This is a genomic window from Echinicola salinicaeni (assembly GCF_014280965.1).
GTDB classification, from domain to species: Bacteria; Bacteroidota; Bacteroidia; order Cytophagales; family Cyclobacteriaceae; genus Echinicola; species Echinicola salinicaeni.
The window spans coordinates 287514-303308 of sequence record NZ_JACODZ010000001.1 but is presented as its reverse complement, the minus strand read 5'-3'; the positions used below and the strand labels follow the sequence as shown (position 1 = coordinate 303308).

The 15795-nt window shown below is 39.5% G+C and carries 14 protein-coding genes; 5 read left to right on the top strand and 9 right to left on the bottom strand.

Annotated elements, in window-relative coordinates; all coding sequences use genetic code 11:
* Positions 1-86: 86 nt before the first annotated feature.
* The 9 genes from rimO to rpmB all read right to left on the bottom strand — a co-directional run bounded on the left by rimO (position 87) and on the right by rpmB (position 9424).
* Positions 87-1400 carry a 30S ribosomal protein S12 methylthiotransferase RimO gene (gene rimO / locus H7U17_RS01265; protein ID WP_186753978.1) on the bottom strand — a complete coding sequence of 438 codons (1314 nt, stop codon included), beginning with the start codon at positions 1398-1400 and terminating at the stop codon, positions 87-89.
* A gap of 575 nt (positions 1401-1975) precedes the next feature.
* Positions 1976-3442, bottom strand: coding sequence for a Gfo/Idh/MocA family protein (locus tag H7U17_RS01260; RefSeq protein ID WP_186753976.1), 1467 nt, complete (start codon positions 3440-3442; stop codon positions 1976-1978).
* Between the two features lie 653 nt (positions 3443-4095).
* Entirely contained in the window at positions 4096-5229 is a 1134-nt protein-coding gene (locus H7U17_RS01255) for a hypothetical protein (protein ID WP_186753975.1), read from the bottom strand.
* 11 nt (positions 5230-5240) lie between these two features.
* The gene (locus H7U17_RS01250) at positions 5241-6419 is read right to left on the bottom strand and encodes an NHL repeat-containing protein (protein WP_186753973.1); all 1179 of its coding nucleotides are present in this window, start codon (positions 6417-6419) and stop codon (positions 5241-5243) included.
* The gene (locus H7U17_RS01245) at positions 6416-7474 is read right to left on the bottom strand and encodes a hypothetical protein (protein ID WP_186753970.1); all 1059 of its coding nucleotides are present in this window, start codon (positions 7472-7474) and stop codon (positions 6416-6418) included. The genes H7U17_RS01250 and H7U17_RS01245 overlap by 4 nt, the downstream gene beginning before the upstream one ends.
* 227 nt (positions 7475-7701) lie before the next feature.
* Positions 7702-8667 carry a signal recognition particle-docking protein FtsY gene (ftsY, locus tag H7U17_RS01240; protein ID WP_186754882.1) on the bottom strand — a complete coding sequence of 322 codons (966 nt, stop codon included), beginning with the start codon at positions 8665-8667 and terminating at the stop codon, positions 7702-7704.
* A gap of 99 nt (positions 8668-8766) precedes the next feature.
* Positions 8767-8919 carry a DUF4295 domain-containing protein gene (locus tag H7U17_RS01235; RefSeq protein WP_186753968.1) on the bottom strand — a complete coding sequence of 51 codons (153 nt, stop codon included), beginning with the start codon at positions 8917-8919 and terminating at the stop codon, positions 8767-8769.
* A gap of 49 nt (positions 8920-8968) precedes the next feature.
* Positions 8969-9151, bottom strand: coding sequence for a 50S ribosomal protein L33 (gene rpmG, locus H7U17_RS01230; RefSeq protein ID WP_141613234.1), 183 nt, complete (start codon positions 9149-9151; stop codon positions 8969-8971).
* A gap of 30 nt (positions 9152-9181) precedes the next feature.
* The gene (gene rpmB, locus H7U17_RS01225) at positions 9182-9424 is read right to left on the bottom strand and encodes a 50S ribosomal protein L28 (RefSeq protein ID WP_186753966.1); all 243 of its coding nucleotides are present in this window, start codon (positions 9422-9424) and stop codon (positions 9182-9184) included.
* Positions 9425-9683: 259 nt separating this feature from the next.
* Here rpmB and rocD point away from each other — a divergent pair, with 259 nt between their 5' ends.
* The 5 genes from rocD to H7U17_RS01200 all read left to right on the top strand — a co-directional run bounded on the left by rocD (position 9684) and on the right by H7U17_RS01200 (position 15789).
* Positions 9684-10925, top strand: coding sequence for an ornithine--oxo-acid transaminase (gene rocD, locus H7U17_RS01220; protein ID WP_186753964.1), 1242 nt, complete (start codon positions 9684-9686; stop codon positions 10923-10925).
* A 153-nt stretch (positions 10926-11078) separates the two neighbouring features.
* Positions 11079-12047 (top strand): porphobilinogen synthase, encoded by a 969-nt coding sequence (gene hemB / locus H7U17_RS01215; protein WP_186753962.1) that lies wholly within the window; start codon positions 11079-11081, stop codon positions 12045-12047.
* A gap of 521 nt (positions 12048-12568) precedes the next feature.
* Complete coding sequence (locus H7U17_RS01210) at positions 12569-13879, top strand: ammonium transporter (RefSeq protein ID WP_186753961.1); 1311 nt, start codon at positions 12569-12571, stop codon at positions 13877-13879.
* Positions 13880-14003: 124 nt separating this feature from the next.
* Positions 14004-15188, top strand: coding sequence for a porin (locus H7U17_RS01205; RefSeq protein ID WP_186753959.1), 1185 nt, complete (start codon positions 14004-14006; stop codon positions 15186-15188).
* Positions 15189-15486: 298 nt separating this feature from the next.
* Positions 15487-15789: a hypothetical protein gene (locus tag H7U17_RS01200; protein WP_186753957.1), complete on the top strand. Its 303-nt coding sequence runs from the start codon at positions 15487-15489 to the stop codon at positions 15787-15789.
* The last annotated feature ends 6 nt before the right edge of the window (positions 15790-15795 follow it).

The window sequence follows — 15795 nt, the reverse complement described above, 5'->3', positions numbered from 1 at the left end:
TGCTTAAAAGTGGGCTTTACCTTAAAAAACTAAAGGGCTGCCCAACGGACAGCCCTTTATAAATTTCTATATACTTTGTATTAAGATCAGGAAATTACATCTCCATAAAGATCAAATTCTGTAGCATCATTGACCTTAACATCTACAAAATCCCCAATTCTACAATAATGCTTAGAAGCGTCTATAAGCACCTCATTGTCTACCTCCACAGAGTCAAATTCGGTACGGCCTACAAAATATCCATTTTCCTTCTTGTCTACCAATACCTTAAAAGTCTTACCCACCTTCTCTTGATTCAGGTCAAAAGAAATCTGTTCCTGTACTTCCATTAGGTTATTGGCTCTGGCCTGTTTTTCTTCTTCCGGAATATTATCCTCCATAGAAAAAGCGTGGGTATCCTCCTCGTGGGAATAAGTAAACACACCTAATCTTTCAAACTTCATTCTCTCCACAAAATCCACCATTTCCTGATATTCCTTTTCGCCTTCACCAGGGTGCCCAGCAATCAAAGTGGTCCTGATGGCTATTCCTGGAATCTTTTCTCTAATGGAATGAATCAGATCCTCTTGTTTCTCACGACTGGTACCTCTCCTCATGATCTTCAACACATCACTTGATCCATGCTGGAGAGGAATATCCAAATAATTACAAATATTAGGATGCTCGGCCATTACGTCAATTACATCCATTGGGAAACCAGTAGGATAAGCATAGTGTAATCTTACCCAATCAATCCCATTGACATCAGCTAAGGACGTCATCAGATCAGCTAATCTTCGTTTTTTATAAAGATCAAGACCATAATAAGTGGAGTCTTGTGCAATCAACAGTAATTCCCTGGTACCATTTGCAGCCTTATGCTCAGCTTCTTTGACCAACTCCTCAATAGGTTTAGAAACATGACCTCCACGCATCAAGGGAATCGCGCAGAATGAACATGGCCTGTCACAACCTTCAGAAATTTTCATATAAGCATAATGAGAGGGATGGGTGAGCAAACGCTCCCCTACCAATTCATGTTTATAATCTGCCTTGAACTTTTTTAATAGCGCAGGAAGATCTCTAGTACCAAAGAAGGCATCTACTTGAGGAATCTCCTTTTCCAAATCATCCTTATACCTTTGGGAAAGACATCCAGTAACATAAACTTTCTCTACCAATCCCTGCTCCTTGGCATCCACATATTGCAATATCGTATCTACAGATTCCTGCTTGGCATTATCTATAAAGCCGCAGGTATTGATGATAACAATATTATTATCTTCTTGCTGAGATTCATGAGATACATCGATCCCATTCCCCTTCAACTGTGTAAGCATCACTTCTGAATCCACCAAGTTTTTGGAGCATCCCATGGTGATGATATTCACCTTATCTTTTTTTAATGTTCTCGCCTTCAAATCTTTTCTGCTTTGCTGCAAAAGTACAAAAACTTAAACAATAGACATGATGTCTGACCATTTAAGTAATGCGAAGCCGCTATTTCAAAAATGCTCCTCACATAAACTTCCTAAAAGGAATTGATTCTATATGATTTACTCTAGGTAACTTTTACTTTGTTTGTCAAATTTCAGAATGACTTTCACCTCAACCCAATTGTTACTTTTTTCCTACAGGTGAAAAAAGTAACCAAAACCTGTCCGCCTAAGGAGGAAACCCCGCCGCGGTACATCTATTGTGCTAAAATTAAAGCCAGCCCTCATGCAGGCAATCTCCTCCTGCATAGCTGCCTGCGAACTCTTTGTCCAGCATTTCGTCAAGCAAGCCCGCCTTTTTGCTTGCCCAATTCTTTAATTTCTTGACGCTCAATATCTGTAAGGTGGATTAGCAAATACACTTGAAGTCCCCTGCTAAAGGCTAGCTAAGACCGTTTTCCTTATAAATATTTAGCCACACTTTACATATAGAACCAAAAAATTAGGTCATGACTAATAAGCCATGACCTAATTATCTATAGTTTTTGTACTATGGTTAATTAAACCTCCCAGCCTTGACGGTATTCTCTACCTACAAACTGGTTGGCCTCCTCCAAATTGGTGATTCTCATTTTTTCACCATCCCAAAGTAACTTCTTCCTTCCATAATATTCCGTTCTGCCTTTAGCATTTTCTTTTCTCAGCATATAGCTACGGATAGCCAAGTTACCCATCAATACCGTCTCCGTCATTGGGCCGGCATAATCAAATGATGAGGTAAGTTCTCTGTGCTCCTTACTTCCAAAACCTGCTTTACAGGCATCCACCCACTTGCGTTGATGACCATATTCCGGTTCTGGGAAGTCCTCGGTCTGTGGACCAAATTCAGTAGTACCATCGTTATAATACAGCTTCGGCATTAATGGAGAGCTGTCATTGATATTCGTAGAAATAATTCCTTTGTCTCCTATGATCAGAACTCCGTTTGCACTTTCAGCCCCTCCGATATCATGATCAGCCGGGATAATATCAGGGTGAGCTGGACGGATACCGCCATCACTCCAAGTCATCTCAATTGGCGACTTGCTCTTTTCTGTAGCATCAAAGTGAAGAGTAATGAAAGACGAAGCAGGACAACCTTCAGGATGATAATCCGGCGTCCACATTTGGCTGTAAACCGCCCCCACACTACACTCAGCGTCTTTTGGATAATGTAATCCCAATGTACGGAAAGGAATATCCACCAGGTGACATCCTACATCCCCAAGGGCACCTGTTCCATATTCCCACCAACCTCTCCAGTTGAACGGATGGATATTAGGTGTATAAGGTATCTTCTTAGAGGGGCCTAACCAAAGATCCCAAGCTAGGTCATCTGGTTTTTTACTAGGAGCAGGTTCAGGAAAAGCATTACCTTGTGGCCATACCGGACGGTTAGTCCATATCTGTACCTTGGATACTGAACCTATCTTTCCTGAATCTATCCAATCTTGTACGATCTGTAAATAAGGATTAGAACCACCTTGGTTCCCCATTTGGGTAACGATTTTTTCATCCCTGGCCATTTGAGTAAGCATCCTGGCCTCACGGATATTATGCGTCATGGGCTTTTGAACATAACAATGTACTCCCCTTTCCATCGCATATTTCGCTGCAGGACCATGTACATGATCAGGGGTAGAGATAGTTACCGCATCAATATCCTTTTCATTGTCCAGCATTTCCCTGTAATCCGCATATAATTTGGCATTAGGGAAATTCTTAACCGATTGTGAAGCTGATCCTGAAAAATCCACATCACAAAGAGCCACTACTCTTTCACGGCCATTAACTGAAGCATTCTTGATATCGCTGATGCCTTTACCTCCTGCTCCAATCGCCGCTATATTCAACTGGTCACTGGGTGCAGTATAGCCAACTCCGCCCAGTACATGTCTCGGAACAATAAGTACTGAAGAAGCCAAAGCCGCATTCTTGATAAAGTCTCTGCGTGAATTGTTGGTTGTTGTTTTTTTTGATTCTTCCATTGGTTATAAAACGGTTGGGTTATGTGCTTAATCGAATTAACAGCCTAATTTAGGCATTTTTATTTCCCAAGCACCATTAATTGAACATAATATTCAATCAAGTTTCGGAAATATCTTGACCCAAAAAATTTCATTTGGCATAAAATAAAACAATCCAACGCCTACAAGAATACCGCACCTATCAACCATAGAATCATCCCAAAAAATTCATCGACAAAAACGAAAGCTAACAAAACGGGTACAACTGAAACTCCCTACACAACCAAAAAAAACAAAAGCAGGAAAACAGCTCTCTTTATGTTAAATAATCATTAACAGAAAAATCCGGATTTAAACTATTCATAACGACACATATTCCTTGGCGGACAAATAAATCTATACTTTTGATACTCGTACAGCAAACGATATTTTTTCAACTCCTTGCTTTACTTTTTCAAAGAGGCGCTGGTGAAAATCAGTGCCTTTTTATTTGCTGTCTTTATAATCTTATAGTTATAAGCCCTAAGTATTGGGTCTTGAGCTAAGGGATCGGTTTATATAACCGGCCCGAACCTCTCCTTCTTTCATCTACATTAGCCACATACTGATCTGGATTTCCAATCCAGATCTAAAAATAAAAGGGGATTTGAAATCCCCTAATTCATATTTAAAATTCAGTCTTCCACCAATTCCAATAGATAAAAAGTCTCAAAGTCATCCTCTTTATCAAACATTTCCTTGTTCTTTGAAGCCAAAATCGCTCCATCTGGCATCACCTCTTGAATAAAGTCCACTTTGGAAGGCACCCTTACCCTTCTGCTGAGCAGTTTTTGGTCCGTATCAAAAACCGCAATATAAAGAGGATCTACCTCATCTTGGCGCAAAGGATCACTCTTTATTTCTTCAGAATACAGGCTAGCATTTACTCCATTTTTATAAGATACAATCAGGTTTTCCCCTACATCAAAAACCGATCTAACCTCACCGGGTCTCATTTTATCGTAATTTTCCTCCCACTGAAAAGATTCTTGATCCTCTGATGGAAGAACCTCTGTAAAATCCTCCCCTCCAAAGTCTATGGATTTAAGATACCTGATATTCATTCCTTCTCTTTTATATACATGTAATAAAGGCTCATTTCTCAATAACATATAAATAAAATCTCCCTCCATCGTAATAAACGGATAAACAGAGCCATAGTATTGGCCATTTTTATACTTGCTTTTCTCAGGAATCGGAAGTGTAGGACTTAAACTCCCATTTTTTAGGTCAATAAAATCCAAATAATACTCCCTATACGCTTCGCTTCGACCTCCGGAAATCTGTCCCAAAAGCATATCGTCAGAAACGCTATAAATCTTCTTTCTCTGCGTCCAATTATAAAACTCTATTTTAAAGGGCAGTGGAATATCTCCCACATGTCTGCCGTCTTTCTCAAACACTGCCAAATCGCCATAATTACTTGCAGCCAACAACTTATCTTCTTTATAAAATCCCAAAGAAACTACACTGCTTATGGGATGCGGCTGATCCCCTCCCTTGGAGTATAATTGATGAATCTTCCCACTTTTTTCAAAAATGACTAATTCATTAGTCTTAAAATTAAAACCTACTATTTCTCCAGTTTTATCATGAACATCCGTGACTCTCAACATCCCTAAATAATCTAAACGAATAGAATCCACGATCTCCAAATGAAAGGATTGTTCCTGCCTCCCTTCATCAACTTGTTCAGCAGATCGAGGTCCGCAGGACAAAAAGATTACCGACATTCCAAAAAGAACTGTACAAACATTAATCAATTTCATAGTTATAATTTTTAATCCTCAAAAATCAATTTCCCTCGATAAACAGTAAAATCCTCTTGCTCCTCTTCTTTTGTACCGGGTTTCATAAACCAAAACTCATCATCAAAAACCCTAAAACTATCAAAAGCCATCTCTGGCATATCCACATGATAGGTCAGCACCTCTCCACCTCTGAATATAAGCACTTCAGGATTCAATTTTCCCCGAAGCGCATTAACCTTTTTTCGCCGTTCCGACCTATCCTCCACGCCTTCCAACTCCCTTAGTTCCTCCGAAGTGGCAGACCGTGTATAGCTGACTAGAATATTATCGCCTACTTTCTCCATTCCCAAAACCCTTGCAGCAAATTCTTCCCCTTTCAACCTTCCATACCTCAAATTTTCAAACTCTTCTCCCACACTTCCAACAAAACCAGGAATGTCTAAAGGAAAACGATTTATCAATTCGGGCTGCTCCCCAGAAAAATCATATTGATACAAAATAGCCTCATTCTGAAATATCAGATAAAGTAATTGTTCTTTATCATCAAAAAAGAATACCGGACGAAAATCTTCGAACACAAAGGCTTTTCCATTTAAAAATTTACTCTCCTCTGGAAAAGGAAGAAGCTGAACTTGATCTCCACTCTCAAGGTTGGTCATCAGTAAATTTTTTCGATTTCTAAAAAAACCAGGATCCCAAACTTGATCCCTCATCATATGATCTCTATGGTGCAAAAGATATAATTCTCCATCCTTTTTGATCACCTGACTTGTCCTAAAAAGGTTCACCAACTCATGAAAGCTATCAGGCGGAACCATAGACTTTTTTGAAAACACCAACTCACCACTCGGGCTAAAAGACTTAATACCCTTCATGGCATCATGGGTTACAAGCTCCCCCATTGGCGTACAAACCAAATTGTCTGTCACTATCATAAATGCACCTGGATCATCTCCTTTCTTTGCCCAATCATACATTAATTGCCCAGACTTCTCAAACACCATCACCCTTGGACTTCCTACATCTCGAAAAAAGACATAATCTTCAGAAACAGCCTGAAATAATGGCTGTACCGCAATGATCCCTTTGAAACTTAAAGAGTCTGTCACAGATACTTTAACAGGCAGGTCCTTTCTTTCAATTTCTTTCTTCTTCGTACAGGAACACAAGATCAAAAAAACACCTAAAAACAATAAGCTGGTCCTCATTCTTGAATCAATTTAACCTTATAAAAAACCGTATAATCATTCTCCCTTTTCTGATAATCTAAATCATACCAAAGTTCCTCTCCATCTACCTTGGCCAGTAAGCCAAAATACTCCGGCACTTCTAGGTCTTTGCTCAGCTGCTGCCCATCCCATACCCTCAAATGTTCCTTATTAATTTTCCGTATCTCTTCAAAAAACTTCCTCATATCATCCTTGTATTGCTCATGTAAACTTTTCACTTCCTCAATAGGTAGCCCCTCTGCATAAGCAATGAGAAAACGATTATCAGCAATATAGTCCAAGGTCCTGATCTGCCCATAATAAAAATCAGTAATATCAAATGCTCCATCTCCCATATCCTGCTCTACTCCTTCCGCTTGATGAAACACCTCAAATGGAAGAGAAACGATACTTTTGGGCGCTCCAAAACCAGCTCCTGAATAGGTAAATATCTTGGGCTCACTACTGAATGAAACATAGAGCGCTTCCTTTGAACTCGCTAAAATAGGACGAGTATGTACATCGTGAAAAAGGTGGCTTTTACTTGAAAACATACTTTCCTTTGGAAAAGGAACAATGGGCTCATATTCTCCAGTACCTAAATTCAGCATTTCCAACTGCCTTGACTCTATTTGCCGCTGAATAGAAAAACCAAGATCATTAGACCGTCCTTGAAACCAAGAAACCACCTTCTCTCCTTCAATCTTCACCGTATTTCTACCTGAAGAAACAATAAAACGACTTCCCCCATGAAAATCCGGTCCATAATGTTTTATCAGCCTACCTTCTAGATCATATCTAAAGTGTCCATTGTCCGAGAGTACTAAAAAACTTTCCTCATCGAGAAATACAGGTTTACTTATATGATAATCTCCATATTTTCCCGGCCCTTCACCATTCAATGTCAACTCACTAATTATTTCCCCATTATTGCCAAATACCAAAAAGGTTTTAGTAGGCTGATCATAAGCCAAGAATTTGCTGCCATCAGGAGAAATATCCTGAAGATACACCTGCCCCATATAGTCCAAAACCAAAGAATCCAATATTTCCACAGAGTAATTGTGCAATTCAGGCCCGGAATCCGAAGCGTTATTTTTATTACAAGCAAAGAAACATAAGATTGACAACACAAAAAGAAAGCACCTACCTAGCATAAACGAAAAACTTAGTGAGACAACCAATCTATAAAAAGCCTTAAAAACATCAAAAAAATGGCACAAAAAAATCCCCAAATCTTGGCTTTGGGGATCATAAAATCTAATTATGTTATATTCGCTGTCTATTCCTTTAAGCCTTGCTTAAATAAGGAATCCACAAATTCCGTTCTGTTAAACACCTGAAGGTCGGTCATTTTCTCTCCAACACCAATGTACTTCACAGGAATTTTAAACTGATCAGATATACCTATTACCACCCCTCCTTTGGCTGTTCCATCCAATTTTGTAATGGCCAAAGCATTAATCTCAGTAGCTTTGGTAAATTCCTTGGCCTGGATAAAAGCATTTTGACCAGTAGAACCATCCAATACCAATAAGATCTCATGCGGAGCATCATCAATGAATTTTTGCATCACGCGCTTGATCTTACTCAATTCATTCATCAAGTTGACCTTTGTATGCAATCTACCTGCAGTATCTACAATCACGACATCCGCTTCCATATCCACTGCTTTTTTCACCGTATCAAAAGCTACTGAAGCAGGGTCTGCATTCATACCATGGGAAATCACTGGAACTCCCACTCTTTCTCCCCATAGGATCAACTGGTCTACCGCTGCAGCCCTAAAAGTATCCGCAGCTCCCAAAACCACTGATTTTCCCGCAGACTTGAATTGGTGGGCCAACTTACCGATAGTAGTCGTTTTACCTACACCGTTCACCCCCACGACCATAATGACATAAGGTTTCTTATCCTTTGGCAATTCAAAATTACTCAAATCCTCCACATTGCTCTCTTCGAGCAATCCAACAATTTCTTCCCTAAGGATCTTATCCAACTCCGCAGCATTGACATATTTGTCCCTGGCCACACGTTCTTCGATTCTTTGAATAACCTTAATAGTGGTATCCACTCCTACATCGGAAGTAATCAACACTTCTTCCAATTCATCCAAGACCTCATCATCTACCTTAGACTTGCCTATTACAGCTTTCCCAAGTTTAGAAAATAAGTTTTCACTGGATTTCTGAAGGCCCTTATCAAGGCTTTCCTTTTTATCCTTAGAAAAAAAACCAAAAATTCCCATAGTCACTTTAATAAATTAGACTTGAATATAATCATAAAATCCCTCCCGAATTCAATCGAGAGGGATTATCCTTTTTGCATTACGATTAAAGCAAGGCAATTATTTTGCAAGGGTATCCTTTACCTCTGTGGTAGGTACCATCTCTTCTCTGAAAGTGTATGCACCGGTTTTCTCAGATCTAACAGCCTTGATCACCTTTGCGTATGTTACACCATCCTTTTTCTTCAGGGTTGCTACTACTTTCTTAGCCATATCTTTTAGGTTTTATTGACAACTCTCCCGAGCTATCATCTCCTTAAAATTATTTAATTTCTTTATGAACCGTTACTTTCTTAAGGATTGGGTTGTACTTCTTAAGCTCCAATCTCTCAGTAGTATTCTTACGGTTTTTCGTTGTGATATATCTTGAAGTGCCTGGAACACCACTGTTTTTGTGCTCTGTACATTCCAAAATCACTTGAACTCTGTTTCCTTTCTTAGCCATCGCTCTATCTATTTATCGATTTGGAAATGATTATTTAATGATAATGTGTCCTTCAGCCTGAGCCTCTTTCAAAACGGCACTGATACCTTTTTTATTGATAGTTCTCAATGCTTTTGTAGAAACTTTCAACGTGATCCAAGCATCCTCTTCTGGCACATAGAAGCTTTTCTTGTGCAAGTTAGGATAAAACTTACGCTTGGTCTTGTTGTTCGCGTGCGATACATTATTACCTACTCGAGGTCTTTTACCGGTGATGTCACAAACTTTTGCCATGATATATGATCGTAATTTTTAAGACGTTTTTCTAATTGAGTTTGCAAATATCGGAAGTTTTCGTGAATAACCAAAAGAGCAGACAAAAATAATTAGCTAAATGATTGTAATTCATCCGGCTTAGTTATTCTCCTCCGAGAAAATCTTTCCCGTTCACTTTATGGCAACTTTTTTGCACTACCTATGATAGTACATAGTGCATTTCTTATATTTGTTTAACTACAGAACCCAAATATACAAATAAAAAAATCAAATACTTATGTTGGAACATATCACATCAAGTCAACAAGCCATTCAATTAGAAGAAAAATATGGAGCTCATAACTACCACCCCCTGCCAGTGGTCCTTTCAAAGGGCGACGGTGTTTTTATGTGGGACGTAGAAGGCAAAAAATATTTTGATTTTTTATCTTCCTATTCAGCCGTCAACCAAGGACACTGCCATCCCAGAATCAAAGAGACTCTGATTGAGCAGGCAGGAACACTTACCCTTACCTCCAGGGCTTTTCACAATGACATTTTAGGAACCTTTGAGAAATTCGTGTGCGAATATTTTGGCTTTGATAAGGTACTCCCAATGAACACTGGAGCAGAAGGAGTGGAAACCGCCATCAAAATTGCCAGAAAATGGGGCTATGAACAAAAAGGCATTCCCGAAAACCAGGGAACCATTATTGTAGCCGAAAACAATTTTCATGGTAGAACAACGACCATCATCTCCTTTTCCAATGATGAAACCGCAAGAAAAGATTTCGGCCCATATACCCCAGGATTTACCTCAATCCCATACGATGATACCGAAGCATTGAAAAAAACCTTGGAATCCCACAATAATATTATAGGATTCCTAGTAGAACCCATACAAGGTGAAGCAGGAGTCTATGTACCAAAAGAAGGATATCTACAGGAAGCTGCTGAACTTTGCAAAAAACACAATGCCCTATTTATAGCGGATGAAATCCAAACAGGGATTGGCCGAACAGGAAAATTACTGGCATGCGATCATGAAGAGGTAAAACCAGACATGCTTATCCTAGGCAAAGCCATCTCAGGAGGCTTCTATCCAGTATCTGCTGTTTTAGCCAACGACCATATCATGGAAGTAATAAAACCAGGACAACATGGCTCTACATTTGGAGGAAACCCCTTGGGAGCTCGAGTAGCAATGACTGCACTCAACATTATCACGGAAGAAAATCTTGCTGAAAACGCTAAAAACATGGGCGAAGTATTCAGAAACAGAATGCAAAAGCTATGTGAAAAATCAAACCTGATCAATTTAGTTAGAGGAAAAGGCCTCCTAAACGCCATTGTCGTCAACGACAGTGAAGACAGTGACACAGCATGGAATATTTGTTTGGCACTAAAAGAAAACGGGCTTCTGGCCAAACCCACACATGGAAACATCATTAGGTTCGCCCCTCCTTTGGTCATCACAGAAGAACAAATTCATGAATGTTGTGATATCATCGAAAGCACTATCACTGCATTTCCACAATAAGCAATATAAAGGCTCTTTTCCACAAGAAAAGAGCCTTTATATTATAAGGTGTATAACACTTCAATTTCCCCCAAAGTCCATCCACAAAGCAAACAGTATAACACAGGGTTTTTCTTACCTTTGCAAGGACAAAATCTGTAAAATATGTTTTCAATGAATAAAAGACCAAGAAGAAACCGAAAGTCCGCTGTTATCAGAGGAATGATAGAAGAAACCAGACTTTCGGTCAAAGACTTCATCTTCCCCATATTCGTAATCGAAGGAACCAACAAAAAAGAAGAAGTTGCTTCCATGCCTGGGATATATAGATACTCCTTAGATCTTTTATTAAAGGAAATTGATGAATGCATGAATCTTGGCATTAAGGCATTCGATATTTTCCCTGCCTACCCTGAGGACAAAAAGGACAAATACGCCACTGAATCATACAAGCCAGAAACATTTTACTTACAAGCCATACACAAAGTCAAATCCACCTTTCCTGAAGCATGCATCATGACCGATGTAGCCATGGACCCTTATAGCAGCGATGGACATGACGGAATAGTCGAAGATGGCAAAATCCTTAATGATCAGACCTTAGAAATATTAGGCAAAATGGCCGTTGCACAAGCACAGGCTGGAGCCGATATCATAGGCCCTTCAGATATGATGGATGGACGTGTAGCTTTTCTAAGAAATGCACTGGATACCAACGGGCATAAAGAAGTCTCCATCATGTCCTATACCGCCAAATACGCAAGCGGATTTTACAACCCATTTAGAGACGCCTTGGACTCAGCCCCTAAAGCAGGCGATAAAAAAACCTATCAAATGGACCCTGCCAATCTGCAGGAGGCCCTCATAGAAGCAGAGCTCGATGAAGCAGAGGGAGCAGATTTCATGATGGTAAAACCTGCCTTAGCTTACCTTGACGTCATCCGACTCCTTAAGGAGAACACACACCTCCCTATCGCAGCCTATAATGTAAGCGGAGAATACTCCATGATAAAAGCAGCAGGAGAAAAAGGATGGCTAGACAGTGAAAGAGTAATGCTGGAATCTCTGTTAAGCATCAAAAGGGCAGGAGCCAATATTATCCTAAGCTATTTTGCGAAAGAATTCGCATTGCTTCAAAAATAAAAAAACGTCTCCATACTAAAGCCGATCAAATAATCTGATCGGCTTTTTTTTTGCAACACCACTCCTCCCAACCCTATTATTTTATATTTTTTGTAAAAAACTGCAATAACGGCTCATTTTTAAACCGACTATCCAAATCCTCCGAAACCAACAAAACCATAGGTTAAAAGGTAAACCAACAAAATTTTCAAATAGTCAAATCACAAATATTGGTAAATCAATAAAAAATAGAATTTTTCATAAGACAAAAACATACATACACATCATATAGCCTGCCAACAAACAATATTTAAGAGAAAATATTTAAATACATTTCAGTTTTAAAAAACACCTCAAATTTCATTTTTAACAAGTTTTTTACATTTTTAGACCATTTTAACACCCTTGAAATATACTTTTTATGAATTTTTATTAATTATAGGCTTGTTTTTTTACACAAAAAATATCTACCTTTAACACAACATTTAAACGCTAACCCATAAAAAATTTCGAAAAATAAGTCTATCTAAACATTCAACTGTATGAACTGGAGTTTTAACGAGCTCGCTCAAGTAAGTAGCGAAGCCCTTGCACAGGGAGCAGATTTATCTGCCGACATTACCCAAAACTTACTAACAACTAACAATGTGTGGATGATGCTTTCCACAGCCCTAGTATTTATCATGCACTTAGGCTTTGCCGGCGTAGAAGCAGGTTTTGGCCAAGCAAAAAACACAGTAAACATTCTTTTTAAGAATACTGTAACCCCTATCATAGGGATAGTTTCCTACGCAGTCTGCGGATTCTTCCTAATGTACCCAGGATTTGACGTACCAGGATGGTTCGGATTTGACGGAGCAGGATGGAGCATGTTCTGGTTTGCACCTGAAAACGCAGATGTTTCTGCGGGCTATGCTGATGCAGGCTACACTTACTGGACCGACTTTTTATTCCAAGCCATGTTTGCCGCAACTGCCGCAACAATTGTATCAGGAGCTATCGCCGAAAGGGTAAAATTATGGGCTTACCTACTTTTTACTGTTATCTATGTAGGTATTGTATACCCAATCATCGGTAGTTGGAAATGGGGCGGAGGAGTCCTTGACGATTGGGGATTCTATGACTTTGCAGGTTCCACACTAGTACACTCTGTTGGTGGATGGGGAGCTTTAGCAGGTGTCATCTTAGTAGGTCCTCGTATTGGGAAATATGTAAACGGTAAAACCGTAGACAAACCAGGTGCCAGTGTACCTTTAGCAGTAATCGGTGTATTCTTACTTTGGTTAGGATGGTTCGGTTTCAACGGTGGATCTGTACTTTCTGCCGACCCAGCATTGGTATCATTTGTACTGGTAACTACATCTCTTGCTGCTTGTGCCGGTGGACTTGGAGGCTTCCTTGCTGGATACTTTGTTTTCAAAAGACTAGACTTAGGTATGGTATTGAACGGTATCCTTGCAGGACTAGTAGGTATTACAGCTGGCGCTGATGTCATCAATCCAGGACCCGCGATAATCGTAGGTTTCATTGCCGGTATACTAGTTGTGCTTTCTGCAGTACTTCTTGATAGCCTAAAGCTTGATGATGTAGTAGGTGCAGTATCTGTTCACTTAACATGCGGTATCTGGGGAACACTAGCCGTTGGCATCTTCTCCACCAACCCTGATCATTCATTCATCACTCAACTTACCGGAGTAGTCATATGCGGAATCACTGCATTTGTTTGTGCATTCGTCATCTTCTATCTCCTTAAAGTAACTGTTGGCATAAGAGTTTCCGAAGAACACGAAAAAACTGGTCTGGATTCTCACGAACATGGAATCAGAGGTTATACCATCGTATACGACGAATAAAAAAACCACAACCACTATACAACCAAAAAGACCCTGCCCATTCGAAAAAACGCCAATCTCTTCAGTTTGGGCAGGGTTAAATTATCAGCCAATCCTAACAAATCAACTAATAATTAAAAGTAAAATGAAAAAACTTCAACTACTAATTGTATTACTATTTTTGGGTTCATTAACAGTAGTAAATGCCCAAGATGAATCAAAATTCTCTTTATCTGGATCAGTAGATGCTTACTACAGAGCAAACCTTTCTGCTCCTAATAAAGATATGACCGATGCAGAAGGACAATCCATGGGCATCCAAGCCCCAGCAACCTCTTTTGCCAACCTTCCAGGCTTTTCTCTTGGTATGGCCAATATCATTGCCGCTTATGAAGGTGAAAAAGTCGGATTTGTAGCTGACCTTGTATTTGGTCCGAGAGGTGAAGATGCGGTTTTTGGCTCTCCTCTTTACGGAGGTGGGGTAGCAGGATCTTCTCAAATCGTTAACCAACTTTATATGTACTGGACTGTAAGTGACGCAGTTACCCTAACCGTAGGAAACTTCAACACCTACCTAGGATACGAAGTGATCTCCCCAACAGGAAACTTCAACTACTCTACCTCTTACATGTTCTCTTACGGACCATTTTCACATACTGGACTTAAAGCAGATATAGCACTTTCTGACAATTGGTCTTTAATGGCATCCGTGATGAACCCTACAGACATGACAGAATTCAATCCAGCAGGGACTTATACCGCTGGTTTACAATTAGGATATGAAAATGACAACGGAGGAACTTGGTTAAACTTCCTTTATGGTGACCAAGACGGAAAGCTAGACGACAAAAATATGATGACGGCTGGCCAATCATCAATGGGAAGCACCTTCCAAGTCGACTTAACTACTGGGTATGATGTTTCTGACATAATTTACTTAGGACTAAATGCCACTTATAATACTACAGCAGCAGGTGAAACTTACAATGGTTCAAGCATTTCTGATGTAGATGGCGATGGAGCAGGATTTTACGGAGTTGCAGGTTATGTACAAGCAGCTACTTCTGAAAAATTCTCTTTGGGACTTAGAGGTGAATACTTCAATGTATTTAACTCAGGCCTTGGCGGTGTAGTTGGCCTTGACGATGAAGGTGATGGAAACGTATTTGCAGTAACCCTTTCAGGCAATGCAAAGATTACGGACAACTTGACTTTGATCCCTGAAGTAAGGTTGGATTCAATGTCAGAAGACGATTTCTTCTACAATCATGACCTAGCCGCGAGCAAAAGTTTGTCATCATTCTTACTAGCAGCCGTATTCTCATTCTAATTTTTTTACTGACAAACTGAAATTTTTTGCAAAAAAACCACGTGCTTTGAAAAAAGACGTGGTTTTCTTTTTTATCTGCCATTTTGCTTAAAAACCAGCTTTAGACAATACCTCCTGAAGCCAGTTTAACAGGACATTAGCTTAAAACAGCTTAATTTTAAAACCTAAAAAAGAGCTTAAACAATACAATATTTCCTTTTAAACACTATACACAGGATAAAAATTTAAAAAACAATGAAACCTTTTACATGAACATCGTATATATTTTGTAAACGACAAAAAACAAAATCATACAAATATGGTAAAGGTAGCATTAATGGTGGCAGCAGGTTTCTTTAGTGCTGAAACATTAGAAACAGAAGACAAGAAACACCGTGAACTGAAAGGCCCAAAAGCAAAGAACTATAAGCCTTGGAAGGAAAAAGCCAGAAAAGGAACTATAGTGGTGAATTTCGACAGAGACCCAATCACGGGGCCTGCTTACAAAAATCAAAGACCAGGAGAACTTAACACTAACTTGGTTGAAATTTCCCAAGATCTAAAACCAATCGACAGACCGACTGGACCAAAAGGTAAAAACCAAAAACCTTGGAGAAACTAATAAAAC